Origin of the sequence: Mesorhizobium sp. M7A.F.Ca.US.010.02.1.1 (assembly GCF_004023085.1) — a bacterium.
In the GTDB taxonomy this organism is placed as follows: domain Bacteria; phylum Pseudomonadota; class Alphaproteobacteria; order Rhizobiales; family Rhizobiaceae; genus Mesorhizobium.
Genome location: NZ_RZRV01000014.1, coordinates 100,229 through 125,814 on the forward strand (window position 1 = coordinate 100,229; position 25,586 = coordinate 125,814).

The following is a 25,586-nucleotide window of genomic DNA, read 5'->3' on the forward strand; positions in this document are numbered from 1 at the left end:
ACTGTCATGTTCTGCTTCTGCCGAAGGCGGTTGCACTCGATGCCTTATGCTTCATTTGCCGCGAAGAGGGTAGCTATGCTGGCTTGCCCATCGGCTCGGGCCTGTGCAACCTTCGGCTGGACGTGGCGAGCGGGGGGGGGTGGCAAATGCGGGGCGAAGTGCTTCACTATGACGAGGACCAAGGCTTTGGCTTCATATCCGGGGCCGACGGCAACCGTTACACCTTCACCCGCGAGAACCTGCGCCGGCAGACCGCCATGCCCAAAGGCACGGCCGTCGAGTTCCAGCCGGGTGGCGGCCAGGCGCGCGACGTCTTTTCGATCGCTGCTCCGACCGCTACTTCGGCCACTGACGCCGGCACGAACCCCGCACCGACTCAAGCCGGCAGCAAGGCCGCGGCAACCCCGCCCCCGGCACAGCATTTCGGCCGCTCCTCCGAGCCGGCCGAACCCAGCGATCTCTGGGGCTATTTCTGGCGCGGCGTGACGCAGAACTACTTCAATTTCGCTGGCCGCGCCCGCCGCAAGGAATATTGGGGCTACTGCCTGTTCTGGACGGTTTGCCTGCTGATCATCGGCGGCATCGGCCTGTACACCGATATGGATATGGGCGGTTTCGACAGTGATATTTCGGGCGCGATAACGGTCGGGCTGTGCGGCACGTTCCTGCTGGCGACACTGCTCCCTAGCCTCGGCATGATCGTGCGCCGGCTCCACGACATCGGCCTGTCAGGCTGGCTCAGCCTGCTGATCCTGATCCCGACCATCGGCAGCCTGATCATCCTGGTCTTCGCGCTGATCCCGACGCAGGCCCGGGAAAACCAGTGGGGGCCGGTGCCGGCGGGTGTCAGGATTTAGCCGCCACGTGTATTGCAATCACAAACAACCCTGGGTAGTATTTGCGCAACGCGGGGGAGAAACATGCGTGGCACGATATTCCACTACGATCAGGATCAGGACTACGGCTACATCGACGGAATCGACAGCAAGCGTTATATCTTTGCCCGTGACGATGTGAGCCATGAAGTGACCCTCGCCAGGGGCACCCTTGTCGAGTTTCAACCGGATGACGGTACGGCGCACGATATAGTCGCCGTCACCCCGACAGCGCCATCGCCAAGCACGGGCCAGCCACGCCGTTCGGCCGAGAGCAGGCCCGCCTATTCCATGGGTCTGTGGGCTTACTTCTGGCGCGCGATAATTGCGGACTATAGCAATTTCAAAGGTCGCGCCCGCCGCAAGGAATTCTGGGCCTTCTGGCTATTCTACACCCTCGGGATATTGGCGCTTCTAGGCTTCGGAATACTCGTTGACCTAGCGTTCAATGGCTTCAAAACCAATGCGGACAGGACGACGATGAGGGCCATAGGGCTCATACCCTTCCTGGTTTTCTTTTCGGGATTGATCCTGCCGTCGATTGCCCTCGTCGTGCGGCGTGTGCATGACGCGGGTCTGAGCGGCTGGTTTGCACTGCTGGGCTTCATCACTCCCATTGGCAGCATTGCCTTGCTGGTCTTCGGACTTCTGCCGTCCCAGGTGGGCGAAAATCCTTGGGGACCAGTGCCGGCAGGCGTCAGGATCTAGCCGCTTTTCAACGCCTCACCCGAAAGCCTGAGAAAGACCTCCTGGCCGTGGCGCTCGGCGCCAAGCCGGCCGTAAAAACGCAGCGCGCCCTCGTTCCAGTCCTCGGTGGTCAGGTCGATGCGGCCGATGCCTTCGCGCAGGCAATGATCGGCGAGAAAGCCGATCAGCGCCCGGCCGACGCCGGCGTTGCGGGCTTTGTCGCGCACGAACAGGTCCTTGAGGAACAGCAGCCGCTCGAGATCGATACCGGGGTGCGCGATCGCCACCGACGCCAGGCCGCTGACCTCGCCGTCGACGAAGGCAAGCGCGAAATGCAGATAGGCCGGGCTTTCCTCGCCAAGCCATTTTCGTGCGGCAGACACGGCCCGGCCGGCATCGAGAGGTGGCTGCCGGTAGTGAACCGCCATCTCGCACAATATGGCCGCGAGCGCCGTCGCGTCCTCGATCGTCGCCCAGCGGACGTCGACCGTCACGATATCAGCCCAGGAATTTGGCGATGATCGCGTCGCCCATCTCGACCGTACCGACCTCGGTCATGCCATCGGACATGATGTCTTTCGTCCGCAGGCCCGCGTCGAGCACAGCGGCGATCGCGCTTTCGACGCGGTCGGCTTCCTCGACCATGCCGAAGGAATAGCGCAGGCACATGGCGAAGGACGCGATCATGGCGATCGGGTTGGCGATGCCCTTGCCGGCGATGTCGGGGGCCGAGCCGTGCACCGGCTCGTACAGCGCCTTGCGCTTCTTGGTCTTCACGTCAGGCGCGCCGAGCGAGGCCGACGGCAGCATGCCGATCGAGCCGGTCAGCATGGCGGCGATGTCGGACAGCATGTCGCCGAACAGATTGTCGGTGACGATGACGTCGAACTGCTTTGGCCAGCGCACCAGCTGCATGCCGCCGGCATCGGCCAGCATGTGGTCGAGCTTGACGTCGGAATAGCGCGCCTTGTGGGTCTGGGTGACGACCTCGTTCCACAGCACGCCCGACTTCATCACATTGCGCTTTTCCATCGAAGTGACGTGGTTCTTGCGCGTGCGTGCCAGTTCGAAGGCGACGCCCGAAATGCGCTCGATCTCGAACGTGTCGTAGACCTGCGTGTCGATGCCGCGCTTCTGGCCGTTGCCGAGATCGATGATCTGCTTCGGCTCGCCGAAATAGACGCCGCCGGTCAGCTCGCGCACGATGAGGATGTCTAGACCCTCGACCACCTCCTGCTTGAGCGAGGAGGACGCCGCCAGCGCCGGATAGCAGATGGCCGGGCGCAGATTGGCGAACAGCTCCATGTCCTTGCGCAGGCGCAGCAGGCCGGCCTCAGGGCGCACCTCGTAGGGCACCGCATCCCATTTCGGACCGCCGACGGCGCCGAACAGCACCGCGTCGGCCGCCATCGCCTTTTCCATGTCGGCATCGGAGATCGCCGCGCCATGCGCGTCATAGGCGCAGCCGCCGACCAGCCCCTCATCGGTGGCAAAACCGCTGCCGAGCTTGTCGTTCATGACCGCGATCAGTTTCTTGACCTCGGCCATGGCCTCGGGACCGATGCCGTCACCGGGGAGCAGGAAAAGATGCTTCGTTGCCATGGAGAAACCGTCCTGGAAAGATTTGAACCGCGGCCTTGCTAAACGCCAAGCCGGTTGTGCGCAAGGAGTAACGCAGCGATCAAGAACAACCTCGTTCGTTTGCGATCCTTCGCGCCCCCCTCTGCCCCGCCAGCCTCCCGCAAATTGCAGCGCCTTGCCTTCACCGATGCGAGAGAATGTTGACCAGCCTGCCGAACGGATCGCGGACGTAGAAGCGGCGCACGCCCCAGGGCTCGTCGGCCGGTCCGTATTCGATGGCGAAGCCCGCCGCTTTCATGGCATCGAGCGCCGCATCGACGTCATCGACCTCGATCGAAAGATCCGGCACCGGCGTTTCGGAGCCGCCTTGCGCCATGAAACTGACCTGGACATCCATCTTTGCTTGCGAGCCGTAGGTGGCGATCCAGCCAAGATCCATCAAAAGGTCGAGGCCCAGCACATCCTGGTAGAAGCGCTTTGCCGCCACGATGTCCGATGTCTCAATGTTGGCAACGATGCGCCGGACTTTCATTGTCGGCCCGCCTTCATGCCGTGCGCCGCAGCGCGGTGACTTCGATCTCGATCTTCATTTCCGGCTTGTTGAGTTGGCAGACGATCATCGTTGCTGCCGGCCTGATGTCGCCGAACGTCTCGCCGAGGATCGGGAAGACGATATCCACGAAGGCCTGGTCGGTGATGTAGTAATGCGCCCGCACCACATCGGTCATCTCGAAGCCGCCGTCACGAAGCGCCTTGCCGATCGTCGCCAGGCAATTGCGCGTCTGTGCCTCGACCGTATCGGGCATCGTCATCGTCGCATAATCGTAGCCGGTCGTTCCCGACACGAAACACCAATCGCCCTGCACCACCGCGCGCGAATAGCCGGCGGTCTTTTCGAAGGGCGAACCGGTGGAGATCAGTTGTCGCATGGGGTTCTCGTGAGTTGTGGTGGGCCATTTTGCAGGGAAAGGGCAGATCTGACCATGGGTCAACGCAGAGCGACTGGCGCTGCAAAGGCATTTTTATGTCGGCGGGACAGCACCCCCCTCTGGCCTGCCGGCCATCTCCCCCGCAAGGAGGGAGATCGGATGTCTCCAATGCTTTCGCCAGTTACAAACGGTGCAGAGATAGGCAGAGCGGCCAAGCTGCCGATCTCCCCCCTTGCGGGGGAGATGCCCGGCAGGGCAGAGGGGGGTGTGAAGGATCGCGGCGAAACAGTTTTTGGTTCACCGCCGAAATGCCTAGTTCGCAGACCCCAGCGCCTTGTCCAACGCCGCCTTCACATCGGCCGGCCATGTCGCCACATCAGGCCACGCCTGCGGCTTGCCATTGTCGCCGCGGCGCGCAAAATAGAGCCTGTGCTGAGCCGGGTCGACCGCCATGAAGCCGTCATTGCCGCCGCAGTCATGCGGCACGCAGCCGCTGGCGTAGAAGGCGCCCGAAGCGGTCTTTTCCGTGCCGCCGCCGACCAGCAGGCTGGTCGCCATATCGGGCATGTCCTTGCCCAGCAGCTTTTCGGCTTCCTTGTAGACAGCCTCGTTGTGGAAGGCGTCGATGATGTTCTGGTACTTTTCCGGATCGATGTCTTTCCAGTCCGTGCCGGGTTCCGGCATGTAGGTCAGGTTGCCCGAAATCGTCAGCCCATCGGTCGGCGACCATTGCAAAGCCGGTTTCTCATCCCCCGGCAACAGATACGGCACGAAATAGATGGCATTGTCGGACACCGCCGAGGGCGGGGCGCCGCACTGGTCCTGCTCGACCATTGTGCTCTGGATCGTGCCACCTTCCGGTTTCCAGACGATCACCGTCGCCGGCCCGCATTGGTTGCCGCCGTCGCCGACATCGAACAGCGCCACCTTGACGCCGCCGACTTCCACGATTCTGTCAAAGAAGACGTCATAGTTCGTGGCCAGCTGCTGGCCGTCATAGGCAAGCACCTTCTCGCCATACTGTTCCTTCTGGGTGATGGTCAGCGTGCCGCCTTCGAAAGGGACGGGCGCCTGCTTGTCGTCATCGGCAGCGTCGGCGGCGTTCGTCCCCTGATCGGCGGACGGCTGGTCCGTCGCCGGGGCCGGCTGGGTGGCGGGTCCCTGTGTCTGCGCAAACGCGCTCACGGTTTGCCCCAGCAACAAGGCCAGCCCGCAAACGCCGGCAAGAAGCAAACGTGTCATGACTGTCCCTCCACTCAGTCGCAACGAACCCGGCGCAACGAAGGCCTGAAAAGCGGCCGGGCCTCCGCCTGGAGTGTGTACCGCTCAGGCCCAGGGGCGCTGTTCGGCGTTTCGCTTCTCGAACGAGGCGATGGCGCCGGCCTTCTCCATGGTCAGGCCGATGTCGTCGAGCCCGTTGAGCAGGCAGTGCCGCTTGAAGTCGTCGAGGTCGAAGGTCACGACACCGCCGTCGGGACCACGGATTTCCTTGGCTTCGAGGTCGACCGACACGGTGGCATTGGAGCCGCGCGAGGCGTCGTCCATCAGCTTCTCGAGATCCTCGGGGCTGACGGTGATCGGCAGGATGCCGTTCTTGAAGCAGTTGTTGTAGAAAATGTCGGCGAACGAGGTCGAGATGACGCAGCGAATGCCGAAGTCGAGCAGCGCCCATGGTGCGTGCTCGCGGCTGGAACCGCAGCCGAAATTATCGCCGGCGACCAGGATCTGCGCCTTGCGGTAGGCCGGCTTGTTGAGCACGAAATCCGGGTTTTCCGAGCCATCGTCCTTGTAGCGCATTTCGGCGAACAGGCCGGTGCCGAGCCCGGTGCGCTTGATCGTCTTGAGGTAATCCTTCGGGATGATCATGTCGGTGTCGACATTGACGATCGGCATCGGAGCGGCGACGCCGGTGAGCTTGGTGAACTTTTCCATGGCTTTTGCCCGTGTTTTCGTTGCGGGGGAATTTGCTGACGCCGGTTTACACAAAGCCGGCGGCAAATAAAAGGCAACTGTTCGTGCATGGTGGCACAAGCCAGCCCGATGGTGCAGTCTGACGGCCATGGCAGAAAACGCACACGTCCTCTATAACAGCGAAGCCGCGCTCGACATCGCCGAATTCCGGCGCGTGCTGGTCGAATCCGGCCTCGGCGAGACACGACCGGTCGATGATGAAGCACGGCTGCGGGCGATGCTGTCGGGCGCCAACCTGGTGCTGACCGCGCGCCTCGACGTCGAGGGCAAGCCGCTGATCGGCGTTATCAGGGCGATCACCGACTTCTCCTGGGTCTGCTACATCTCCGAACTCGCCGTTTCCCGATCGGCGCAGGGGCTCGGCATAGGCAAGGGCCTGATGGACGAGGCGCGGCGGCAGCTTGGACCATCGGTCGCCATCAGCCTGATCTCCATGCCCGACGCCGTCGGCTTCTACGAACGTATCGGCATGAAGCGCATGGCGGATGCCTTCTGGTTCGACCGCAAGGGCTGACGTGCGGTCACCTGACTTGCAACGGCTAGCGGGACAGCGCCCCCCTCTGTCCTGCCGGACATCTCCCCCGCAAGGGGGGAGATTGAGCGCTCACCGCTTTCGCCAATTCCTGCGTTGCAGGAAAGAGCAAGGCGCTGAAACTGCCGATCTCCCTTCTTGCGGGGGAGATGGCCGGCAGGCCAGAGGGGGGAACTCGACAGAACGGCGGTCTGCGCTGATCGCTCAAATCACATTCAATTCCCGGAACGCCCTTCCCTCCGCCACCCGCTCATACCCAAACGCCGAGCAGTCCACCGTGCGGTAGCCACCATGCACGATCAGTTCGGCCAGCGCCTTGCCGACCGCCGGCGCCTGCTGCAGGCCGTGGCCGGAGAATCCGTTGGCGAAGATGAAATTGCCGACTTCGGGATGCGGACCGATCACCGCGTTCTGGTCGAGCGTGTTGTAGTCGTAGTGGCCGGCCCAGGCGCGGGTCGGCTTGATTGCCTCGAAGGCGGGAATGCGGGTCGCCAGCACCGGCCAGATCACCTCTTCGAACAGCGGCCAGTTTACCTCGAAGTCACCGGGATCGGGTGCGCGGTCGCCTTCCTCCGGTTCGGCGCCGCCGGTGAGGTAGACCGAGCCTTCCGGACGGACATAGATGCCGGAGGGATCGACCAGCAGCGGCATGCCGGCATATTTCTCGCGCGCCTCGAAGACGAAGACATTGCGCTTGCGCGGCTCGACCGGCAGTTCAAGCCCGGCCATGGCAGCCACCTTGCCGGCGTTCGGGCCGGCGGCGTTGACGACGATGCCGGCCTTCAGCGTCTCGCCATTGCCGAGGCTCACCCCGGTGACGCGATTGCCATCGCGCGCGATGGCGGTGACATCGGCGGTGATGAAATCGACTTTCTTCTGCCGCAGCGCCTTGCGGAACAGCGTCAGCATCGCATGCGCGTCGAACCAGCCTTCGCCGGTGCGGCCATAGGCGCCGGCTGAAATGCCCTCGGTCGACAGCCACGGGAACCGGCGGGTAAGCTGGTCGGCATCCTCGAGCATGATGTCGGCGCCCTCCGCGATCTGCGCCTCGTGATTGCTCTTGAGGATCGGCAAGCCGTCCTCGCCTGCAAGGATGAGGTAGCCGCCCTCGCGAAAGCCGATATCGGCATCATCCCCGAACTCTTCCTTCAGCCGCCGGAACAGTTTTAGCGTGAACTGCGACAGGCGGATGTTTTCCGGGATCGAGAATTGCTGGCGGATCGAAGCCATGGACAGCGTCGTTGCCGCATGCGCGAATTGCGGATCACGCTCGACCAGCGCGATCGTGCCGGAAAACCCTTGCTCACGCAGGTAATAGGCGACCGAGGAGCCGACGATGGCTCCACCGATGATGACGATGTCGTAGCGCATTTTTTCTCCGATCCGGCCGATGGTGTCCGTCACGCCACCGGCACAATGATCTCGAAGCGCGTGCCGCGTTCGCTGTCAACCAGCGCGATCATACCATCATGCGCTTTCAGGAGGGCCAGCACGATGCCGAGCCCCATGCCGGTGCCGCCCTGCTCGCGCCGCGTGGTGAAGAACGGCTCGAAAATGCGCGCCCGATTGCTCGGCGAAATGCCGGCGCCGTCGTCGCTGACCAGGATGCTCGCCTTGCCGTCGGCGCTCGTAGCGGAGACAGAAACCGCCGTCGCGCCGTGCCTGGCCGAATTGTCGATGAGATTGGCCAGCACGATAGCCGCGTTCTCGGCCGATATGCGCAATCTGATGTCGCCGCCGGCTCCGACGCAAACCGCCAGCCTGTTGTCGACGGGCAGCAGCGCCAGCGCCGCACCGATCGATGTGCTTTCGCCGCTCGGCGCCAGGTTTTCGGCACGCGCTAGGTCGAGCAGACGGCGAACCAGCAGATTGAGCCGCCCGGCGTCGGTGACGATATTGTCGGAAAAGCGCCGCCGCTCCGTATCGTCCATCGCGCCACCGGAATCGCGCAGCAATTCGGCCGCGCCCTGGATCGCCGTCAGCGGCGATTTGAGCTCGTGCGAGACATGGGTGGCGAAAGTCTGGATGCTGTCCGACCGCGCCTGAAGCTTTTCGGCCATGTCGAGGAAGGCTGCGGACAGCTCCGCCATCTCTCGCGTGCCGTGATGGTCGAGCGGCCGGATCGCCGTGCGGTCGCCGGCGGCGATGCGCTCGGTGCGGTCGATCAGCGCATAGATCGGCCGGCTGACGGTGCGCAGGAAGATGAGACCGATGAGCAGCGTGCCGCCGAGAATGGCAATCGCCGCCAAGGTCACCTTGCCGCGTTCGCCATAGAGATGCTTGATGATGTTGTTGGGCGTCCGCGACACATAGACAACGCCCGCGACCTGGCCATCGACGGCGACCGGCAGGGCGACGAAGACACGCACCTTGGTGCCGCGGCTGACCGAATAGAGCGGTGGCGTCGGCTGGTCGGGAATGCGCAGCCTGAGCGCGCTGGCATAGTGACCGGCAAGTGCTGTGCGCACCTCCTCGGCCGCACCGAGCGATTGGCCGACCTCGCCACGACCGGCGATGACGACGCCCCGGGGATCGAGCAGCCGGAAGCCGGCTAGCGTGGTTTTCTGCGTGGCGTCGAGAATGCCGGACAGGCGGGCGCCGATCGCGGCGAAGGCAGGATCGGCGGTCGCGGGCGTAGCCGCTGGGCGAGTTGGCAGGACATAGTCGGAGGCGAGATCGAGCTGCGGCTCGATCGGCCTGTACAGCGGGTCAGGATTGACGCTTCGGCTTGAATCCCCGCTTGGCCCCGGCATCGGCGCGCCGAGTTTTTCCGGCGGGATGCCGGCATCGCGCACATCCTGCGCATAGATAGCGGCGATGGCCGCCCCTTGCGCGATCAGCTCCGCTTCGGTCTGACGGATCAGCTGGTTCTCGTAGAGGCGGAAGAAGAACAAGCCGACCAATGGCAGGGCCATCACCATGATCAGGATGGCGACGACGACCGTGGCAAGCCGTGGCCGCCATTTGCGGCCGACCCATTTGCCGGAAGTCGTCAGCCGCATCGACCGAGCCGGAAGCCGACGCCATGCACCGTCTCGATAACATCCAGGCAACCCACTGCTGCCAGCTTGGCGCGGATGTTGCGGATATGGCTGTCGACGGTTCGGCCGGCGACATGGATGTTTGCGGCATAGGCGCTGGCCATCACCGCGTCGCGGTCGAGCACATGCGCGGGCCGCGTCAGAAACCCTTTCAAAATCGAGAATTCGATCCCCGTCAGGGCAAGCGCCTTGCCGTCGAAGCTGGCAGCGTGACTGGCCGGCGCCAGAGCCAGTTTGCCATGCGAAAACTGCCTGTCGTCGACCGGTTCGGGCGCCGCCGGGCGGGCGCGCCGCAGGATGACGTTGACGCGGGCGACCAGCTCGCGCGGGCTGAATGGTTTCGTTACATAGTCGTCGCCGCCCATTTCGAGCCCGAGGATGCGGTCGATCTCCTCGTCGCGCGCGGACAGGAACAGCACCGGCACATCGGATGTGTGCCGCAGTCGCCGGCAGACCTCCAGCCCGTCCATCTCCGGCATGCCGATGTCGAGCACGACAAGATCCGGCGCCCGGCGGCCGATCGCTTGCAGGGCGGCGGCACCGTCGGCCACCCCTGTCGTTTTCATGCCGGCCTTTTCCAGCGCAAAGCAGATCACCTCGCGGATGTGCGGGTCATCGTCGGCGACGAGGATGTGATGCGGCATGGATCAGCGGCCCGGCATGGAAAGTTCGATTGCGGAGGGAATCACGAACGGCCCCTTGGTGTCGAGATATCGAAGCAGCCGCCAGTCGCGAAAGCTCCAGGCCCGCCAGTTCTGCTGGATAGTTCGATACCAGATTTCATCGCTGCCGCGCACGCCAGCCAGTTCGCGGACAGTGCCGGCGGCCGCCGTCTTGCCCTGCTGCTCGAGGAACCGATCGAGTGCGGGAAGCGCGCCCGGACCGAGCGAGTGAAGATACCAGGCGTCTAGGGGAATGCCCTGGCCGGTCATTTCGAGGGAATGGTCGACATTGTAGTTGGCGATCGTCGCTGCAAAATTGATGAAACAGCCGGCATAAAGCGCCAGAGATAACGTCAGAAGATTGGCGGACAGCAGCCATTCGTTGGATTTTCCCAGTGCGATGCGGGCGATGATCAGGGCAAGCCCCGATGCGACCAGCCCCATCCAGACGAAGGCGGCGACGCGCCAGTAGGTCAATGCATAGATGCCGACATAGAGGTCGAGCCGCAGGATCGACGAAATGACCAGCATGATGTTCTGCGCCACCCAGGCATAGACCAGGCGGCGGATGAGCGGATCGGCCGATGTCTCGCTGCCTGGCCGCAGCGCCGCCAGCACGAAGCCGGCGGCAAGCAGCGCGGTGACGATCAAGGGATAGGCGCCACGATGCGCGTAGGCCGCGTAGCTCAGCCCGTCCGGAAGGGCCGCCCCGCCCCACAGATAGGTGGCGTCGAGCGCCGTCTGCAGCGCAAACAGGACGTTGAAGACGATCAGGGCGCGCAGGATGGCGGCCTTGCCGAACAGGATGTCTTCGATGGTGGTGACGGTTTTGTCGGCTTGAGCGCTGACGGCCGGCGCCGCGTGCGGGATGCGACGAACCAGGCGCGGCAGGCGCGGCCGCAGAAAAGCCCAGACAGCAGCTAGCACGAACAGCCAGAAGGCAATCCGCGCCAGTTGGATAAGATCGAGCAGCCTCACGAGGTCGATCAGCGACAGCCAGTAGTCGATCACCGGATTGGCGGCGCCGAACAGCGCCAGGAAGACCGCACCCAGCGTCAGCGGCATCACCCAGACGGCGATCGCCGCCAGCCGGATGCGCCGTCGGCCGAACCGGCGCGCCGTCTTGCGCCAGCGGATGAAATCGTTGGCGAAGCGGAACGGCGCCGCCAGCCCGAACAGCGCGATCTGGCCGGCAGTACGCGCGATGCTGTGCCGCAGCCGCCCGCTCAGCGAAAGCGCAAAGACGGTCAGCGCCGCCAGCGCGATCGAGACCGACAAGGCACTGATGTTCTCGGCGAGCGGCAGCAGCGCGACAAGCAGGGCGGCGGGCTTGAGCCAGACCCTGCCGTCGCTGAAGGCTGCGGGATGCACGGCGACCACCGCGGCGGCAATCAGGGTGGCAAACAGGAAAACCGTGATGCCGGCGGGTTGGCCATAAAAGAGAGAATCCGCAAGTGCTGCCAGCAGGATGGCGACACCGAAGCGGGTGCAATAGCCTGGCGCGGCGGTGAAGAAGGATATCATGACCTGGCCTTCCTGATGGCGTCCGGCCGGATTGCCGGCGGGGTTCTGCGGACAAAGGGAATGAGGGTTGCGACAGGACACGCTCGCAGCGGATCGGCTAGCCACCAGCCTTCGCTGCGCAGCCGGTGAGGCAGACGGGGTTTTGCTCTCTTTTGCATGGTGCCTGTCTCGCAGGGCGGCGGGGAGACGGCAGGGCGGATCCGAGGAGGTTTTCCGCAAGCCTGTGCAGTTTTCGTGCAGGCAATTGAGGTTGAATTCGCCATCTTTCTAACGTGGGCGCTGCCCCTCGCCTGCCTGCCGGCATCCTCTCCCCGTAAACGGGGCGAGGGATGCTCTTATCTCCGGTTTCGCCAATCTCCAGCGTCGCAAGAAAGGCGCCGGCGTTGCGGCCAGCTACTCTCGCCCCGTTTACGGGGATGTCCGGCAGGACGGTGAGGGGCAGCACCAGCTTTCGCGATTGGCTCGCCTCAGGTACAAGTCGGGCGCTTGCCTCGACCGCCCGCAGGCGGCATAGATCACCCATGGAAACCTACCGCCCGCGCCGCTCCGTGCTCTACATCCCGGCCTCCAACGACAAGGCGTTGGCCAAGATCGCGCAGCTTGCCTGCGACGCAATCATCATCGATCTGGAAGACGCCGTCGCTCCGGCCGACAAGATCACTGCCCGCGAAAAACTGGCCAGCATTTTCGCCGGCCATCCCGTTGCCAGCCATATTGGCAGACGCTGCGAGGTGATCGTGCGCATCAATGCGATATCAAGCGAATGGGGCGCCGACGACCTGCTGGCTGCCGCAAGCTGTGAGCCCGACGGCATCCTTCTGCCCAAGGTCGACACGCCGCGCGACCTGCTCGAGGCCGGCGATGTGCTTGACGACAATTTTGTCCCCGATAGCGTGAAACTATGGGCGATGATCGAGACGCCCAAGGCGCTGCTCAACATCGGCGCCATCGCCGAGCTTGGCCGTGATCCGGCCTCGCGGCTAAATTGTTTCGTTGCCGGAACGAATGATCTGCTCAAGGAGACCGGCATTCTGGCAACGCCTGATCGACGCTACCTCGTGCCATGGCTGATGCAGATGGTGCTGGCCGCGCGCGCCGGCGGCATCGACATGCTCGACGGCGTCTCCAACGATTTTCGTGACCTCGACGCTTTCACACATGAATGCGCGGAAGCCACAGCCATGGGGTTCGACGGCAAGAGCCTTATCCACCCGGCCCAGATCGAAGCCGCGAACCGAGCCTTTGCGCCGTCCATGGAAGCGGTGGCCGAGGCGCGCTCGGTGAAGGAAGCCTTCGCGCTGCCGGAAAATGCCGGCAAGGGCGTGATCGCGCTGAACGGCAGGATGGTCGAGCGGCTGCACTTGGCGCAGGCCGAAAAACTGCTGGCGAAGGCAGCCGCCATCGGGTCATAAATGCTCGATGGATGCGGGCGAGCTATAGCTACTCACGACAGGAATTGAACAATGAAACTCTACCGCTTTCTGTCCGCTCCGGACGATGCCAGCTTCTGCCACAAGGTGACGGCGGCGCTGAACAAGGGCTGGCACCTGTTCGGCTCGCCGACCTATGCCTACGACAAGAAGGCCAAAGCGATGCGTTGCGGCCAGGCCGTGGTCAAGGATATAGACGGCCAGGAATACGGACCCGATACGAAGCTCAGCGACTGGTAGGCTCCGCTCGCATCCACAGCCAGCCGGCCAGCCAGGCGATGGCTGCCGCAAGCGTCACCAGGCCCAGGTCAAGAGCCCACTCCGGCACGAACGCACGGAGCGCGATAGGCACCGCGCCAATGAAATAGAGGGCGAGTGGAATGCGCGGAACGCCTCTTGCAACGACAAGAGAGATTACAAACGCAAGTGTCCCAAGCAGAAAAAGGAACGAACTGACGACCAAAGCCAGTCCGAGAGGGCCGGCGCGCAGCTCGATGATGGTTGTCAGCGGAAGTTTCGAAAATACCAGATTGATCACCACTTCCACACCGACCAAACTTGCCAGTGCAACGAAGTTGATGACAAACGCGATGGTGCCGAACAGGCCCGCGCGCCGGCCAAACGCAAGAAACAGGCCGACGACAAGACCAAGCGCCAATATCTCGGCGACCGGTGCGAGAAGTTGCGTCAGATCGGTGGTCGCGATGAGCGAGCTGCGTTTGGCCGCGTTGACCAGGAGAATAAGCGCGCTTCCGACGCCGGCCGCGGAGGCAAGCCGATAAAGCGTAGCGCTGGGCACAGCCGCGCTCGACTGGATGGTCGTGGAATTCTCCTTGTGTTGAGCTTCTTCGGCTGGACTCCGAAGCGAAATAGTCGATTGCGGACGGCGGGGTTCGGCGGTTGTGGCGAGCATGGTCGTCTCCTCAACTGGGAAAACGGGAGCCGCGAAGACCGCAGGCCTGTTCCGATCCCATCTGTAATCACTGCTTACATGCTCTTGTCTGCATTGTAAACAGTGATTACATAAATCGCGGATCGTGCTACAAACGCGTGAAGCAGCTCTACGGAACGAAGGAAAAGAGATGGCAAACGCCAAGACGCCTCGCCGCACCGGCTACCACCATGGCAATTTGCGCGACACGTTGATCGATGCTGCAATTCAACTTGTCGAGGAAGGCGGCCCCGACAATGTAAGCGTGCGCGAAGCCGCAAAGCGGGCCGGCGTTTCCCCCGGCGCCCCCTTCCGGCATTTTCAGTCGAAAACAGCGCTGCTGACCGCGGTCGCCGAACAGGCCATGAACCGGCTGACAGAGGCCGTTGCCAATGCACTTTCAGCAGTCGACAGCGCGGATCCCATCGTGGCCTTCGAAGCAATCGGACAAGGCTATCTGGAATGGGCGATCGCCAATCCCACGCATTTCCAGATCATCAGTTCCCGAACCCTGATTGATTTCGACGCGTCGGACAGTCTTCGCGGTCAGAATGAGGCCATTCGCCGGAAGATGATCGACCTGCTGACCCAAGCGCAACACCAGGGTCAACTGGCTGCGAACGCGGATTTCGATCATCTGGTTCTTGCCGCTCGTGCCTTTGTCTATGGGTTGGCACGAATGGTGGTTGATGGTCATTTTCCGGAGTGGCATCCGTCCGAGCCGCCATCGCTCGCCGTGCGCAAGGCGCTGCATCTTTTCATCAGCCGAATGACCAACCTATCTGAAGCGGGATCCCAGAAACCCTTGCCGCCGCTGGGTTCTGGACCGACTGGATAGGAATGGACATTTCACGCGACGCAGGAACCAGCTATTCCGCCGCCTCTTCGATCTTCTCCATATCATCGTCCGACAGGCCGAAATGGTGACCGATCTCGTGGATCAGCACGTGGGTGACGATGTCGCCCAGCGTCTCTTCGTTCTCGGACCAGTAGTCGAGGATGGCGCGGCGGTAGAGCGTGATCCGGTTTGGGCCTTCGCCTGTCTGCGGGTTCCAGCGCTCGGCGATGCCGCGTCCCTCGAACAGACCGAGCAGGTCGAACGGCGTTTCCAGCGACAGATCGTCCATGATCTCGTCGGTCGGGAATTCGGCGATCTGGATGACGATCTCGCCGGTCAGCTTGCGAAAATCCTCTGGCAGATGGGCGTACGCCTCCAGCGCCAGGAACTCCATTTCGTCCATCGAGGGCGAGAGTTCGTCGTGCCAGGTGCGGGTCTTGTAGATGCGGGCCATGCTTTGTCCTTTGATCCCGGCATATAGGCTTTCGCACCGTAATCGGCAAATGACACGGGCCGATGCGCCTGCGCCATCCATGCCGAGAGGAATAAATTCCCTATGTGTCTGCTTGACTCTTGGGATGCGCTCTGGAATCTATAGAGAACATAACAGGAACAATGTGAGTGGAAGCTGACCGTCATGGCGATGACCGCTGTGGCGCGGGAGACTGTTTTTGCCCTGCGCCGCCAGATCGCGAAAATCGAGGGAACGCTGCCCGAGCGCTTGGCCGCGCCGGCCGCCGCGCCCTTTGATGCCGACGTCAACACCGATCTCACAATCGTCCGGCGTGGCATTGCCGCGGCGTTGCCGGATGCGTTCCTGCCTGTTGGCGTCGAGCGCCTCGACGCCGCCCTGAGCGGCGGCCTGCCGAAGGCCGCCCTGAGCGAAATCCATGGCACGCAAACCCGCGATGCCGGGGCCGTCGCCGGCTTCGCTTTGTCGCTCACAAGCCTGATCCTCAAGCAAACGCCGGGGCTGCCGGTGCTGTGGATTGGCACATCGGAGATCTTTCGCGAGGCCGGCTTTCCCTATGCCAGGGGGCTTCACGCCTCGTTCGGCATCGAGCCGGAGCAATTGCTGTTTTCCGAGGCACCGAGACTTGTCGAGGCGCTGTGGGTCGCCGAGGAGGCGGCCCGGATGACGGCGCTCGCCGCGGTCATCCTCGAAATTCGCGGCAATCCGCAGCGGCTTGACCTGACCGCGACACGCCGGCTGCATGCAAGGGCGCAAGCGGCCGGCCGCCCGGTGTTCCTGCTGCGGCAGGCGGCCGAGCCCGAACCGACGGCGGCACCCGTCCGCCTCATCGTCACGTCGGCACCGGCGGTGCCGCGCGACACCATCGCCGGGCCGCTGGCCGGCTCGATCGGCCGCCCGGCCTTCACCCTCACCATCGGCAAGAGCCGCACGGCCCTGCCTGGACAATTCACACTGGAGTGGAATCCCGATGAATGCGCATTCGACGAAAGAGCGGGCGACGAAAGAGCGGGCGACGAAGGAGCAGGTGGGGAAAGAAACCGGCCAAAGAATCCTGTCCCTGTGGTTTCCCTATCTGGCGGCGGAAAGGGTCCTGCGCCAGCGTCTGGGGCGGTCCTGGCGTTCCCGGCCGTCGGATCACCCATCTCACCCGCCGCTCGTGATCAGCCATCGCGACCGCAACGCACAGCGCATCTCGGCCCTCGACGAGCGGGCTGAGGCGCTGCACCTGAAGCGCGACATGGGCATCGCCGATGCGCGCGCCATGCATCCGTCGATCGACATCGTCGAGGCCGATCCGGAAGCCGACCGCCGCCTGCTCGAAGGCCTTGCCGACTGGTGCGACCGCTACACCCCGCTGGTGGCGCTGGATGGCGCGGACGGCCTGTTTCTCGACGTCACCGGCTGCACCCATCTGTTCGGCGGCGAACGTGCCATGCTGGACGACATCCTGTCGCGCTTCTTCCATCAGGGTTTCGATGTCCGTGCCGGGCTTGCCGCGACGCCGGGCGCGGCCTGGGCGGCGGCACGGTTTTGCGGCGACCGCATCGTTGTGTCAGGCGAGGAGGAGGCGCTGCTGGCACCCCTGCCGCTGGCCGCGCTGCGCATCGAACCGGCGACCCGCACCAGCCTGGAAAGCGTCGGCCTGCGCACGGCGGGCGCCGTCATGGCGGCACCGCGCGCGCCGCTCGCCCGCCGCTTTGGCACCTTGCTGCTCCTGCGCCTCGATCAGGCGCTTGGCCGCCTCGACGAGGCAGTCTCGCCGCGCCTTCCCGTCGCGCCGCTTTCGGTCGAACGCCACCTCGCCGAACCCATCACCCTGACCGAGGACATCGAACGGCTGGTGGGCATGCTGGCGGCGACCTTGAAAACCGATCTCGAGCGCCGCGGCGAGGGTGCCAGGACACTGGCGCTGCTGCTCTTTCGCGTCGACGGCGCCGTCAGCCGCATCGCCCTCGGCACCTCGCGGCCGATGCGCGAACCCATGCTGATCCAGAAACTGTTCCATGAAAGGTTGGCCGCGCTCGAACAGGATATCGATGCCGGCTATGGTTTCGATCTGGTGCGGCTCTCGGTGTTGGCGGCAGCCACCTTCGGCATGCAGCAGGCCGATCTGACTGGCGAAACGACCGACGACGGTGCCGATATCGCGCTGTTCGCCGACCGCATCCGCGCCCGGCTCGGCGAGGGGGCGGTTCTCCGGCCGGTCGCGGTCGAAAGCCATCTGCCGGAGCGTGCCGTCGCCACGATCCCCTTCACCGAAGCGCCGCGCCGGACCACGCCGCCGAAGAAGCCGGACAGGCTGCAGGCACCAAAAACCATTTTTCCGCCGGAACGGCCGATCCGGCTGTTCCGCTCGCCCGAACCCATCGATGTGCCGGCCACTGAAATGCCGGAAGGACCACCGCTGAACTTCCGCTGGCGGCGCGCGCTCTACCGGGTCACGCGCGCCGAAGGGCCGGAACGCATCGCCGCCGAATGGTGGCGCGAGGCAGCGAGCGATCCGATCACGTCAACCCGCGACTATTTCCGTATCGAGGACGCCGATGGTCGCCGCTATTGGCTTTACCGGCAAGGTCTTTACGGCAACACGCAGGTGCCGCCGCGCTGGTTCATGCATGGTGTCTTCGCATGAACGCGCTGACCGTCATTCCCTTTGCCGAGTTCGGCATCCAGTCGAATTTCTCCTTCCTGCGCGGCGCCTCCAAGCCGGAGGAGCTGGTGGTCGCGGCCAAGCTCCTGGGCTTCTCGGCGATCGGGCTTGCCGACCGCAACACGGTGGCCGGCGTGGTGCGCGCCTGGCAGCAGGCCAAGGTCGAGACACTCTCCTATCATCCCGGCTGCCGGCTGGTTTTTGGCGACGGCACGCCGGACATCCTCGCCTATCCCCAGGACCGCAAGGGCTGGGGGCATCTGTGCCGCATGCTCACCCAAGCCAATCTGCGCGACGAGAACGAAAAAGGCGCCACCCTTCTCCAGCGCGGCGACCTCCTCGAATGGGGTGACCTGATGTCACTGGCAGTCCTGCCCGGTCTGTCGGCGGGCGCGGAAGATAGTCTTCCCCTGCTTCGAGGCCTCAAAGGCCGCTTCGGCAGGAACCTGCGGCTTGGCGTTTCGCCCGACTACGCCGGCAATGACCGTTTCCGCATCGAGCAGGCCGCGGCTCTTGCCGAGAGCGTCGGTATTCCGCTGATGGCGACCAACGACGTTCTCTACCACACGGCCGAACGGCGCCCGCTGCAGGACGTGCTGACCGCGATCCGCCTCAACACGCCCGTCGCCGAGGTCGGGCTGCAACTCACCGCCAATGCCGAGCGCCATCTGAAGCCGCCAATGGAGATGGCGCGCCTGTTCCGCAGGCATCCGCAAGCATTGGCCGAGACCTTGCGGTTTGCGGAAAGCCTGGGTTTTTCCCTTGAGGAGCTGAAGCACAACTATCCAGAGGAGACGACTGAGGCAGGCGTCGACCCTCAGACGGAACTGGAGAGATTGACTTGGGAGGGCGCCAGGAAACGTTACCCCGAGGGCATCCCTGACAAAGTGGAAGGACTCATCCGGCACGAACTCGAAATTGTCGGTCAGAAGAAATACGCCCGTTATTTTCTCACCGTTCGCGACATCGTTCGGTTCGCGCGTTCGGAAGAGGTCGGCATTCTGTGTCAGGGTCGCGGCTCCGCCGCAAACTCCGTCATCTGCTATTGTCTGGAGATTACGGAGGTAGATCCTGGCCTTCTGGACGTTCTTTTCGAGCGCTTTGTTTCGACGGAGCGCGACGAACCTCCAGACATCGATGTCGACTTCGAACATGAGAGGCGTGATGAGGTCATCGCCTATATCTACAATAAATACAGCGCCAAACGCACAGCCTTGGCCGCAGCCGTCATCAGCTATCGCGGCCGTTCGGCGCTACGCGAAGTGGCTAAGGCAATGGGCCTGTCGGAAGATGTCAGAAGCGCTTTGGCGAGCACGATCTGGGGTTGGTCGACCTCCGAACTTGGCGAGAAGGAGGCTCACGCTGGCGGCATCAACCGCACCGACCCGCTGGCAAAACTGGTGATCGAACGCTCCAACGATATCATGGGCTTTCCCCGTCATCTGTCGCAACATGTCGGCGGCTTCGTCATCACCAAAGACCGGCTCGATGAGATCGTGCCCATCGTCAAGACGGCGATGGACGAACGCAAGATGGTCGAATGGGATAAGGATGACCTGGATAATGTCGGCATCCTCAAAGTCGATGTGCTGGCGCTTGGCATGCTGTCTTGCCTGAGGCGTGCTTTCGATCTGCTGGAAACCCACTACGGAGTAAGGGACAAGTATGACCGGCGGCTGACCCTTGCGACAATTCCGCAAAAGGATAGCCGCGTTTACGACATGATCTGCCGTGCCGACACATTGGGCGTCTTTCAGATTGAATCGCGTGCCCAGATGTCGATGCTGCCGCGTCTCAGGCCCCGCACATTCTATGATCTGGTCATCGAAGTGGCGATCGTGCGACCCGGTCCTATCCAGGGCGATATGGTGCACCCCTACCTTCGTCGACGGCAGGGAAAGGAGAAGGTCGAGTATCCGAGCAAGGAACTTCAAGCCATTCTGGAGCGAACTCTCGGTGTGCCGTTGTTTCAAGAGCAGGCAATGAAGATCGCGATCGATGCCGGGGGCTTCTCGCCTGGTGAGGCGGATAAGCTAAGACGCGCTATGGCCACCTTTAAGCGCAGTGGCATGATCAAAAACTATGAAACGCTGATGGTCGAAGGGATGGTCAAGAAAGGCTATCAACGAGACTTCGCCGAGCGCTGTTTCAAGCAGATCGAGGGCTTTGGCGAATATGGCTTTCCCGAAAGCCATGCCGCTTCCTTCGCCCTGCTCGTCTACGCCTCCTGCTGGTTCAAGACCTTCTATCCCGACGTGTTCTGCGCCGCGATCCTGAATTCACAGCCGATGGGGTTTTACCAGCCGGCCCAGCTCGTGCGCGACGCAAGCGACCATGGCGTCGACATCCGCGACATCGACGTCAATTTCTCGGTCTGGGACTGCACGCTGGAGAAAGCGCCTTTCGATCCGACCCGTATCCTCCCGCGCCATGCCGAGATGCGCGGCGTCATCGAGACGAAGCATGCCGTCCGGCTCGGCTTCCGCCAGATCAAGGGCCTGTCGAAGGAGCGCATGGCGGCCTTCGTCGAACGGCGCGGCTCAGGCTACGGATCCGTCCGGGATGTCTGGCTGCGCTCCGGCCTCGATGTCGGCGAGATCGAGCGGCTGGCGCAAGCCGATGCCTTCCGCTCGCTCGGCTTTGATCGTCGCGAAGCCTTGTGGGCGGTGCGCGCGCTCGACGGCAAGAGCGCCGCCGAAAGGCTGCCGCTGTTCGACCAGCCGGCGCTTCGCCTGCGCGAGCTGGAGCCCGAGACGAAGCTGCCGAAAATGCCGCTCGGCGAGCATGTCATCCATGATTACCGCGCGCTCGGCCTGTCGCTGAAGGCGCATCCGGTCGCCTTCCTGCGCGAGCGGCTCGACCGCGCCGGCGTCATCCCCAATGCGAACCTGCCTTCCGTGCGCGATGGCAGGCGCGTCTCCGTCGCCGGCCTCGTGCTGGTGCGGCAGCGTCCCGGCAAGGGCAACGCGATCTTCCTGACGCTGGAAGACGACAAGGCGGTGGCCAACGTCATCTTCTGGCAAAGAACCTTCGACCGTTACCGACCCATCGTCATGGGTGCCCGTTTCGTCAAGGTCACCGGAAAATTGCAGTCGGAATCGGGCGTGGTCCACATCGTCGCCGAGAGGATCGAGGATCTGACGCCCTGGCTGACCGTGCTTCTGGAGAAGGTCAGCGGGGCCATCCCGGCGGTTCCTCCGGGAGACCTCGCCAAGGAGCGTTCGGATCGCTCCAGCCCCGCCAAACAAAGCGCACCGATCCGGCAGGATCTCGCAATGCTGTCGGAAGAAGCGGAAAGGGTCATGCCCAAGGGACGGAATTTTCAGTAGTGTCAAAAACTTCGATGGCAGCGGGACAGCACCCCCCTCTGTCCTGCCGGACATCTCCCCCGCAAGGAGGGAGATTGGCAGCTTTGGCGCTTTCGCACATTCCAGCAACCGTGGAGATTAGCGAAAGCCGAGACTACATCCAATCTCCCCCCTTGCTTGAGGGGGAGATGGCCGGTAGGCCAGAGGGGGGTGCTGTCCCGCCCACCTCACCAGCCTGTGGTACAAGAACTCAGCCCGGCCCACCCAAGCGTGGCGGCGGCGGGGCGAGCACGTCCTCCACCGAAAGCGTCCGCGCCTCGGAGGGCAGCATGATCGGGATGCCGTCACGCACCGGATAGGCAATCTTGGCGACCCTGGAAATCAGTTCGCCGCGCTCTGGATCCCAGGCCAGCGGCCCCTTGGTCAGCGGGCAGGCCAGCAGCTCCAGCAGCTTGGGGTCGACCTTCCTCTCGTCACGTCCGTCCGCCGCCATAAGATTCTCTTCCCAGCCAGTTGCGGGCCTAAGATGTGCCGAGATTCAGGTCAGGCCGAGTCGAAAATGGCTGATACTGAGAACCGGAGCGGAGCGTACTTTTCGTACGTGAGCTCAGTTCTACCGCAACGCGGTAGAACGGGGAAGCGCAGGAAGCCGCCACTTGCAGGCCGGTCTCACCTGAATATCGACACATCTTACTGCAAACTCGAGCCAAAGTCCTCATTCTCGCGCGCCAGCGCCATTTCGGTGATGGCGATCAGCGTCTCCGCCCGGGTCTTCAGGTCGGCTGCTTCGAGCAGCGCCTGTTTCTCGGCCGGCCCGTAGGGCGCCATCATCGACAGCGCATTGACCAGCATGGCATTTTCGGCGCGACTGACGCTTTCCCAGTCGGCCTCCAAATCGTTGGCCTGCAGATAGGCGCGAAACGCCTTGAGCAGCGATGGCCGGTCGATCTCGTTGTCCGCCTGATCCTCGTCGAGATCGGCAAGGAAAGGCGCGGGCTTGCACTGGCGAAACGGCGTCTTGACCGTCAATTCGTGGGCGATGCGGAACCGGCACACGCCCTGCAGCGAAATCAGGTAGCGGCCGTCGCCACTCTCGGAAAAGGCGATGATGCGCCCGGCGCAACCGACATTGCAGAGCTCCGGCTCGCCATCGCCGCGCAAGGCGCCGTCGAGACTGGGCTGGATGACGCCGATGAGCCGCGAGCCGGCAATCGCCTCGTCCACCATCTGCAGATAGCGCGGCTCGAAGATGTTGAGCGGCATGCGGCCTCCCGGCAGCAAAAGCGCACCCTCGAGCGGAAAGATCGGGATCGTCGACGGCAAATCCTTGGCGAGCCGGTAATGCGCGTTTCCCGCTTGCACCATATTCCTCCGATCGCTTCACCAGAAGCGCGTCATGGCAGTTCTAATCTGGCGCAGTCATGGCCGACGCCAAGCCCGTGCGGCAAAACAACCGGCAAACGGCTCAGGAAAACAGCAATGCCGACAATTTGCGGCGCGCGGCAAGCGTTGCCTCGTCGGTCATGCCCCATGCCTCGAACAGCTGCAGCAATTGCGTCCTGGCGCCATCCTCGTTCCAGCTTCGGTCGGCCTTGATGATGGCCAGCAGATTGTCTGCGGCCGCAGTGCGGTCGCCGTTGGCGTTCTGGATCATGGCCAGATCGAAGCGCGCCTGATGATCCCCAGGATTTTCCGCCAGCCGGCGCTCGAACTCGGCTGGATTGCCGAGAGCCGCCGCTTGCGCCGCAACCGCCATCCTGGCGCGCAGGGCTGCCAGCGGCGGCGCATCCTTCTTGGCCTCCGGGGCTGTTGCCAAAAGCGCCTCGGCGCCTTCCGTGTCGCCGGCGTCGAACAACAGTTCGCCCAGTCCGGCGATCGCCTCGATCGTCTCCGGCGCCTGCGCCAGGATGGCGTCATAAATGTCGGCCGCGGTCTGCATGTCGCCGGCCTCGCGCGCTTCGGTCGCCGCGGCCAGGGCTTCCGCCACCGGCGGCGCGCCATTGCCCTTGCCGCCGACCTTGGTGATGAATTCGTTGATCTGGCTCTCCGGGATGGCGCCCATGAAGCCATCGACCGGCTGGCCGTCCTTGAAGGCGATGACCGCCGGGATAGACTGGATGCCGAGCTGGCCGGCGATCGAGGGATGGTCGTCGATGTTCATCTTGACCAGCTTGACCCTGCCGCCGGCGGCCTTGACCGCCTTCTCCAACTGCGGCGTCAGCTGCTTGCAAGGCCCGCACCAGGGCGCCCAGAAATCGACCAGCACCGGCTGGCGGCGCGATTCCTGGATGACATCGGCGGCAAAGGCAGCCGTCGTCGTGTCCTTGATCACATCGGCGGGAGCGGCGGGCGCATCGCCAAGCGCGACTTTCGCCGGCGCCGGCGCCGCTCCACCATACTGCACCGAGGTGGTGTACTGGCCGCCATTACCGCCAAAGGAGCCGCCGAACGGATTGTTGTCGCTCATCTCTTTACCCTTCCGTGGCGCCGCCGGCCGGCGGCCAGGCGCCCTATGCTTCAGACCATCTGACTCAAGCCATCCATGTGGCGATCACACGGAGACTTTCAAGATAGCAGCATCGTGCCCGGTTGCCTCGACGAATCTGATCAGGTCCCGCGCCGCGATCGATGTCGTCGCCTCATTGGTCAGCGGATGCCCATTGATCACCGCATGCTCCATCAAATCCTTGTCGAGCACGAGCTTGACCCTGTTTGCCGTGTCGTTGATGACGCCAAAGACCGTCACGGCGCCCGGTGTGACGCCGAGCAGCTCCATCAGCATCTCCGGCTTGCCGAAGGAGACCCGGCTGGCGGCGCCGATCACCTGGTGGATCTGCTTCAGGTCGACGACCGCGTCCTCGCCGACGGTGACCAGGAAGAAATTATCCTTCTTGTCCTTCAGGAACAGGTTCTTCGTGTGCGAGCCGGCGATTTCGCCGCGCAACGCCTGCGAATCCGCGACCGTGTAGAGCGGCGGATGGCGCTTCGTCGAGGCGGCAATCCCGAGTTCAGCGAGAAAGGCCATCAAATCGGCTTCGGTCTTCGGCATCGGTTTCGTTCCGTTTCTCAAGCCAGCCGTTTACGGCCAATGGGGCAGCCGACACAAGACCGTCATGCGACATCATGGGGAGCGGCACCGCCCTTCGCGCTGGCGCCCCGCCGCCCGCCGGCGGCTTGCCGGCCCGGCGCGGCGTGTCACAAAAAGCCTGCGATTTCCCTGTTGCAATCGCCGCGCTCTTCAGCCATATAGGCCCGGCTTGCGGCCAAGACGCCGTGCGAGCGGGTGTAGCTCAGGGGTAGAGCACAACCTTGCCAAGGTTGGGGTCGAGCGTTCGAATCGCTTCACCCGCTCCAGTTTCCTCTAGGGGACTAAGCATCGAAAAGCCGCGGAACTCCGCGGCTTTTTCGTTTTTGGGCTTGCCTGGCTAAGAGTTTCGGCGGAATTCCCCAGGAGTCACATAAAATTACAGCGAGGAACGGTTCCCGCCTCGCCTCGTTAGCGCTCCATCAACGCAACGATGGAGAAAGCCATGCAGGACATTTCCGGCAAGCACGTCGCTATCCTGGCGACGAACGGGTTCGAGCAATCCGAACTTGAGGTGCCGCTGAAGAAGCTGCGCGAGGCGGGCGCCAAGGTCGATGTCGTGTCGCTCGCAAGCGGCAAGATCAGAGGCTGGGATCTCAAGGACTGGGGCCGAGAAGTTCCCGTCGACAAGACTTTGGATGAGGCGCGAGCGGACGCCTATGACGCGATCGTCCTGCCCGGCGGGGTCATCAATCCCGATCTGCTGCGTGTCGAGCGAAAGGCCCTGGGCTTCATCGAATCGTTCTGGTCGGCCAAGAAGGTCGTCGGCGCGATCTGCCATGCGCCCTGGCTTCTCATCGAGACCGGCATCGTAAGGGGTCGCCGGGTCACATCTTACAAATCGATCAAGACCGATGTGATCAACGCCGGCGGTCTGTGGGAGGACAGCAAGGTCGTTACCGACCAGGGACTTGTCACCAGCCGCAACCCCGGCGATCTCGAGGCGTTCTGCGACAAGCTCGCCGAGGAGATCAGCGAAGGGCGGCACGACAGAAGGGTTGCTGCCTAGCCGGCTGTCCGCCCGGACGCATCGAGTGGAAGGTTACGCCGAGAAAACCGCACCGTTT

Annotated in this window: 26 protein-coding genes and 1 tRNA gene; 11 read left to right on the forward strand and 16 right to left on the reverse strand. The window is 63.4% G+C overall.

Features of this window, described 5'->3' with window-relative positions:
• The first annotated feature begins 146 nt into the window (after positions 1-146).
• Both EOA19_RS17265 and EOA19_RS17270 read left to right on the forward strand, forming a co-directional pair.
• Complete coding sequence (locus EOA19_RS17265) at positions 147-857, forward strand: DUF805 domain-containing protein (RefSeq protein WP_128304295.1); 711 nt, start codon at positions 147-149, stop codon at positions 855-857.
• Positions 858-920: 63 nt separating this feature from the next.
• Positions 921-1,583: a DUF805 domain-containing protein gene (locus tag EOA19_RS17270; protein ID WP_023814442.1), complete on the forward strand. Its 663-nt coding sequence runs from the start codon at positions 921-923 to the stop codon at positions 1,581-1,583.
• On the opposite strand, the gene EOA19_RS17275 is transcribed toward EOA19_RS17270, so the two are convergent.
• The 6 genes from EOA19_RS17275 to leuD all read right to left on the reverse strand — a co-directional run bounded on the left by EOA19_RS17275 (position 1,580) and on the right by leuD (position 6,004).
• Entirely contained in the window at positions 1,580-2,056 is a 477-nt protein-coding gene (locus EOA19_RS17275; protein WP_128304296.1) for a GNAT family N-acetyltransferase, read from the reverse strand. The genes EOA19_RS17270 and EOA19_RS17275 overlap by 4 nt on opposite strands.
• A 4-nt stretch (positions 2,057-2,060) precedes the next feature.
• Positions 2,061-3,164 carry a 3-isopropylmalate dehydrogenase gene (gene leuB / locus EOA19_RS17280; protein ID WP_023814440.1) on the reverse strand — a complete coding sequence of 368 codons (1,104 nt, stop codon included), beginning with the start codon at positions 3,162-3,164 and terminating at the stop codon, positions 2,061-2,063.
• A gap of 160 nt (positions 3,165-3,324) precedes the next feature.
• Complete coding sequence (locus EOA19_RS17285; protein ID WP_128304297.1) at positions 3,325-3,675, reverse strand: VOC family protein; 351 nt, start codon at positions 3,673-3,675, stop codon at positions 3,325-3,327.
• 13 nt (positions 3,676-3,688) lie between these two features.
• Positions 3,689-4,072: a RidA family protein gene (locus tag EOA19_RS17290; RefSeq protein ID WP_128304298.1), complete on the reverse strand. Its 384-nt coding sequence runs from the start codon at positions 4,070-4,072 to the stop codon at positions 3,689-3,691.
• A 312-nt stretch (positions 4,073-4,384) separates the two neighbouring features.
• The gene (locus tag EOA19_RS17300) at positions 4,385-5,314 is read right to left on the reverse strand and encodes a hypothetical protein (RefSeq protein ID WP_128304299.1); all 930 of its coding nucleotides are present in this window, start codon (positions 5,312-5,314) and stop codon (positions 4,385-4,387) included.
• Positions 5,315-5,398: 84 nt separating this feature from the next.
• A complete protein-coding gene (leuD, locus tag EOA19_RS17305; RefSeq protein ID WP_023810900.1) occupies positions 5,399-6,004 on the reverse strand; it encodes a 3-isopropylmalate dehydratase small subunit in 606 nt (201 codons plus the stop codon).
• A 127-nt stretch (positions 6,005-6,131) separates the two neighbouring features.
• On the opposite strand from leuD, the gene EOA19_RS17310 reads away from it, so the two are divergent.
• Positions 6,132-6,557, forward strand: coding sequence for a GNAT family N-acetyltransferase (locus tag EOA19_RS17310; protein ID WP_023810899.1), 426 nt, complete (start codon positions 6,132-6,134; stop codon positions 6,555-6,557).
• Between the two features lie 222 nt (positions 6,558-6,779).
• Here EOA19_RS17310 and EOA19_RS17320 read toward each other — a convergent pair whose 3' ends face one another.
• Genes EOA19_RS17320 through EOA19_RS17335 form a run of 4 tightly spaced genes read right to left on the reverse strand, consistent with a single transcriptional unit; the run spans position 6,780 to position 11,802 of the window.
• The gene (locus tag EOA19_RS17320; protein ID WP_128304300.1) at positions 6,780-7,946 is read right to left on the reverse strand and encodes an FAD-binding oxidoreductase; all 1,167 of its coding nucleotides are present in this window, start codon (positions 7,944-7,946) and stop codon (positions 6,780-6,782) included.
• 29 nt (positions 7,947-7,975) lie between these two features.
• Positions 7,976-9,577 (reverse strand): ATP-binding protein, encoded by a 1,602-nt coding sequence (locus EOA19_RS17325; protein WP_128304301.1) that lies wholly within the window; start codon positions 9,575-9,577, stop codon positions 7,976-7,978.
• Entirely contained in the window at positions 9,568-10,260 is a 693-nt protein-coding gene (locus EOA19_RS17330; protein ID WP_128304302.1) for a response regulator transcription factor, read from the reverse strand. Before EOA19_RS17330 ends, EOA19_RS17325 begins: the two co-directional genes overlap by 10 nt.
• A 3-nt stretch (positions 10,261-10,263) precedes the next feature.
• On the reverse strand, positions 10,264-11,802 hold the full coding sequence (locus EOA19_RS17335) for a DUF4173 domain-containing protein (RefSeq protein ID WP_128304303.1): 1,539 nt from the start codon (positions 11,800-11,802) through the stop codon (positions 10,264-10,266).
• Positions 11,803-12,323: 521 nt separating this feature from the next.
• On the opposite strand from EOA19_RS17335, the gene EOA19_RS17340 reads away from it, so the two are divergent.
• Together EOA19_RS17340 and EOA19_RS17345 are read left to right on the forward strand one after the other, a co-directional pair.
• Positions 12,324-13,214 (forward strand): CoA ester lyase, encoded by an 891-nt coding sequence (locus EOA19_RS17340; RefSeq protein WP_128304304.1) that lies wholly within the window; start codon positions 12,324-12,326, stop codon positions 13,212-13,214.
• A gap of 51 nt (positions 13,215-13,265) precedes the next feature.
• A complete protein-coding gene (locus EOA19_RS17345) occupies positions 13,266-13,472 on the forward strand; it encodes a DUF1737 domain-containing protein (protein ID WP_013528780.1) in 207 nt (68 codons plus the stop codon).
• On the opposite strand, the gene EOA19_RS17350 is transcribed toward EOA19_RS17345, so the two are convergent.
• Positions 13,459-14,145 (reverse strand): hypothetical protein, encoded by a 687-nt coding sequence (locus EOA19_RS17350; RefSeq protein WP_206638048.1) that lies wholly within the window; start codon positions 14,143-14,145, stop codon positions 13,459-13,461. The two genes, EOA19_RS17345 and EOA19_RS17350, sit on opposite strands and share 14 nt — an antisense overlap.
• Before the next feature lie 169 nt (positions 14,146-14,314).
• Between EOA19_RS17350 and EOA19_RS17355 the strand changes: the two genes are divergently transcribed.
• On the forward strand, positions 14,315-15,001 hold the full coding sequence (locus EOA19_RS17355) for a TetR/AcrR family transcriptional regulator (protein ID WP_128304305.1): 687 nt from the start codon (positions 14,315-14,317) through the stop codon (positions 14,999-15,001).
• 31 nt (positions 15,002-15,032) lie between these two features.
• On the opposite strand, the gene EOA19_RS17360 is transcribed toward EOA19_RS17355, so the two are convergent.
• Positions 15,033-15,455 (reverse strand): metallopeptidase family protein, encoded by a 423-nt coding sequence (locus EOA19_RS17360; protein ID WP_023763026.1) that lies wholly within the window; start codon positions 15,453-15,455, stop codon positions 15,033-15,035.
• Positions 15,456-15,638: 183 nt separating this feature from the next.
• Here EOA19_RS17360 and EOA19_RS17365 point away from each other — a divergent pair, with 183 nt between their 5' ends.
• From EOA19_RS17365 to EOA19_RS17375, 3 genes are read left to right on the forward strand one after another with little or no spacing between them, the layout of a single operon-like run.
• Entirely contained in the window at positions 15,639-16,691 is a 1,053-nt protein-coding gene (locus EOA19_RS17365; RefSeq protein WP_128304306.1) for a hypothetical protein, read from the forward strand.
• Positions 16,633-18,108, forward strand: a complete 1,476-nt coding sequence (locus EOA19_RS17370) for a DUF6504 family protein (RefSeq protein ID WP_128304307.1) — start codon at positions 16,633-16,635, stop codon at positions 18,106-18,108. Before EOA19_RS17365 ends, EOA19_RS17370 begins: the two co-directional genes overlap by 59 nt.
• Positions 18,105-21,455: an error-prone DNA polymerase gene (locus EOA19_RS17375; protein WP_128304308.1), complete on the forward strand. Its 3,351-nt coding sequence runs from the start codon at positions 18,105-18,107 to the stop codon at positions 21,453-21,455. The genes EOA19_RS17370 and EOA19_RS17375 overlap by 4 nt, the downstream gene beginning before the upstream one ends.
• Before the next feature lie 229 nt (positions 21,456-21,684).
• Here the strand turns inward: EOA19_RS17375 and EOA19_RS17380 are convergent, their stop codons facing one another.
• From EOA19_RS17380 to EOA19_RS17395, 4 genes are all read right to left on the reverse strand, one after another.
• Entirely contained in the window at positions 21,685-21,927 is a 243-nt protein-coding gene (locus tag EOA19_RS17380) for a Trm112 family protein (protein WP_127261272.1), read from the reverse strand.
• Positions 21,928-22,124: 197 nt separating this feature from the next.
• The gene (locus EOA19_RS17385; RefSeq protein WP_023810888.1) at positions 22,125-22,796 is read right to left on the reverse strand and encodes an LON peptidase substrate-binding domain-containing protein; all 672 of its coding nucleotides are present in this window, start codon (positions 22,794-22,796) and stop codon (positions 22,125-22,127) included.
• Between the two features lie 103 nt (positions 22,797-22,899).
• Positions 22,900-23,901 (reverse strand): thioredoxin, encoded by a 1,002-nt coding sequence (gene trxA, locus EOA19_RS17390; RefSeq protein WP_127297739.1) that lies wholly within the window; start codon positions 23,899-23,901, stop codon positions 22,900-22,902.
• An 84-nt stretch (positions 23,902-23,985) separates the two neighbouring features.
• Positions 23,986-24,483 carry a prolyl-tRNA synthetase associated domain-containing protein gene (locus EOA19_RS17395; protein WP_128304309.1) on the reverse strand — a complete coding sequence of 166 codons (498 nt, stop codon included), beginning with the start codon at positions 24,481-24,483 and terminating at the stop codon, positions 23,986-23,988.
• Between the two features lie 230 nt (positions 24,484-24,713).
• Between EOA19_RS17395 and EOA19_RS17400 the strand changes: the two genes are divergently transcribed.
• Positions 24,714-24,788: transfer RNA gene (locus EOA19_RS17400), tRNA-Gly, on the forward strand.
• A 176-nt stretch (positions 24,789-24,964) separates the two neighbouring features.
• The gene (locus tag EOA19_RS17405; protein WP_023810885.1) at positions 24,965-25,528 is read left to right on the forward strand and encodes a type 1 glutamine amidotransferase domain-containing protein; all 564 of its coding nucleotides are present in this window, start codon (positions 24,965-24,967) and stop codon (positions 25,526-25,528) included.
• Positions 25,529-25,586 lie beyond the last annotated feature (58 nt).

What these genes read in the sequence shown, in the direction of transcription:
- EOA19_RS17300 (WP_128304299.1), bottom strand. Translation starts at nt 5,314, where the DNA reads ATGACACGTTTGCTTCTTGCCGGCGTTTGCGGGCTGGCCTTGTTGCTG.
- EOA19_RS17335 (WP_128304303.1), bottom strand. Translation starts at nt 11,802, where the DNA reads ATGATATCCTTCTTCACCGCCGCGCCAGGCTATTGCACCCGCTTCGGT.
- EOA19_RS17290 (WP_128304298.1), bottom strand. Translation starts at nt 4,072, where the DNA reads ATGCGACAACTGATCTCCACCGGTTCGCCCTTCGAAAAGACCGCCGGC.
- EOA19_RS17375 (WP_128304308.1), top strand. Translation starts at nt 18,105, where the DNA reads ATGAACGCGCTGACCGTCATTCCCTTTGCCGAGTTCGGCATCCAGTCG.
- EOA19_RS17350 (WP_206638048.1), bottom strand. Translation starts at nt 14,145, where the DNA reads ATGCTCGCCACAACCGCCGAACCCCGCCGTCCGCAATCGACTATTTCG.
- trxA (WP_127297739.1), bottom strand. Translation starts at nt 23,901, where the DNA reads ATGAGCGACAACAATCCGTTCGGCGGCTCCTTTGGCGGTAATGGCGGC.
- EOA19_RS17270 (WP_023814442.1), top strand. Translation starts at nt 921, where the DNA reads ATGCGTGGCACGATATTCCACTACGATCAGGATCAGGACTACGGCTAC.
- EOA19_RS17265 (WP_128304295.1), top strand. Translation starts at nt 147, where the DNA reads ATGCGGGGCGAAGTGCTTCACTATGACGAGGACCAAGGCTTTGGCTTC.
- EOA19_RS17365 (WP_128304306.1), top strand. Translation starts at nt 15,639, where the DNA reads ATGGCGATGACCGCTGTGGCGCGGGAGACTGTTTTTGCCCTGCGCCGC.
- EOA19_RS17310 (WP_023810899.1), top strand. Translation starts at nt 6,132, where the DNA reads ATGGCAGAAAACGCACACGTCCTCTATAACAGCGAAGCCGCGCTCGAC.
- EOA19_RS17340 (WP_128304304.1), top strand. Translation starts at nt 12,324, where the DNA reads ATGGAAACCTACCGCCCGCGCCGCTCCGTGCTCTACATCCCGGCCTCC.
- EOA19_RS17325 (WP_128304301.1), bottom strand. Translation starts at nt 9,577, where the DNA reads ATGCGGCTGACGACTTCCGGCAAATGGGTCGGCCGCAAATGGCGGCCA.
- EOA19_RS17355 (WP_128304305.1), top strand. Translation starts at nt 14,315, where the DNA reads ATGGCAAACGCCAAGACGCCTCGCCGCACCGGCTACCACCATGGCAAT.
- EOA19_RS17405 (WP_023810885.1), top strand. Translation starts at nt 24,965, where the DNA reads ATGCAGGACATTTCCGGCAAGCACGTCGCTATCCTGGCGACGAACGGG.
- EOA19_RS17395 (WP_128304309.1), bottom strand. Translation starts at nt 24,483, where the DNA reads ATGCCGAAGACCGAAGCCGATTTGATGGCCTTTCTCGCTGAACTCGGG.
- leuD (WP_023810900.1), bottom strand. Translation starts at nt 6,004, where the DNA reads ATGGAAAAGTTCACCAAGCTCACCGGCGTCGCCGCTCCGATGCCGATC.
- EOA19_RS17360 (WP_023763026.1), bottom strand. Translation starts at nt 15,455, where the DNA reads ATGGCCCGCATCTACAAGACCCGCACCTGGCACGACGAACTCTCGCCC.
- EOA19_RS17320 (WP_128304300.1), bottom strand. Translation starts at nt 7,946, where the DNA reads ATGCGCTACGACATCGTCATCATCGGTGGAGCCATCGTCGGCTCCTCG.
- EOA19_RS17330 (WP_128304302.1), bottom strand. Translation starts at nt 10,260, where the DNA reads ATGCCGCATCACATCCTCGTCGCCGACGATGACCCGCACATCCGCGAG.
- EOA19_RS17285 (WP_128304297.1), bottom strand. Translation starts at nt 3,675, where the DNA reads ATGAAAGTCCGGCGCATCGTTGCCAACATTGAGACATCGGACATCGTG.
- EOA19_RS17345 (WP_013528780.1), top strand. Translation starts at nt 13,266, where the DNA reads ATGAAACTCTACCGCTTTCTGTCCGCTCCGGACGATGCCAGCTTCTGC.
- leuB (WP_023814440.1), bottom strand. Translation starts at nt 3,164, where the DNA reads ATGGCAACGAAGCATCTTTTCCTGCTCCCCGGTGACGGCATCGGTCCC.
- EOA19_RS17380 (WP_127261272.1), bottom strand. Translation starts at nt 21,927, where the DNA reads ATGGCGGCGGACGGACGTGACGAGAGGAAGGTCGACCCCAAGCTGCTG.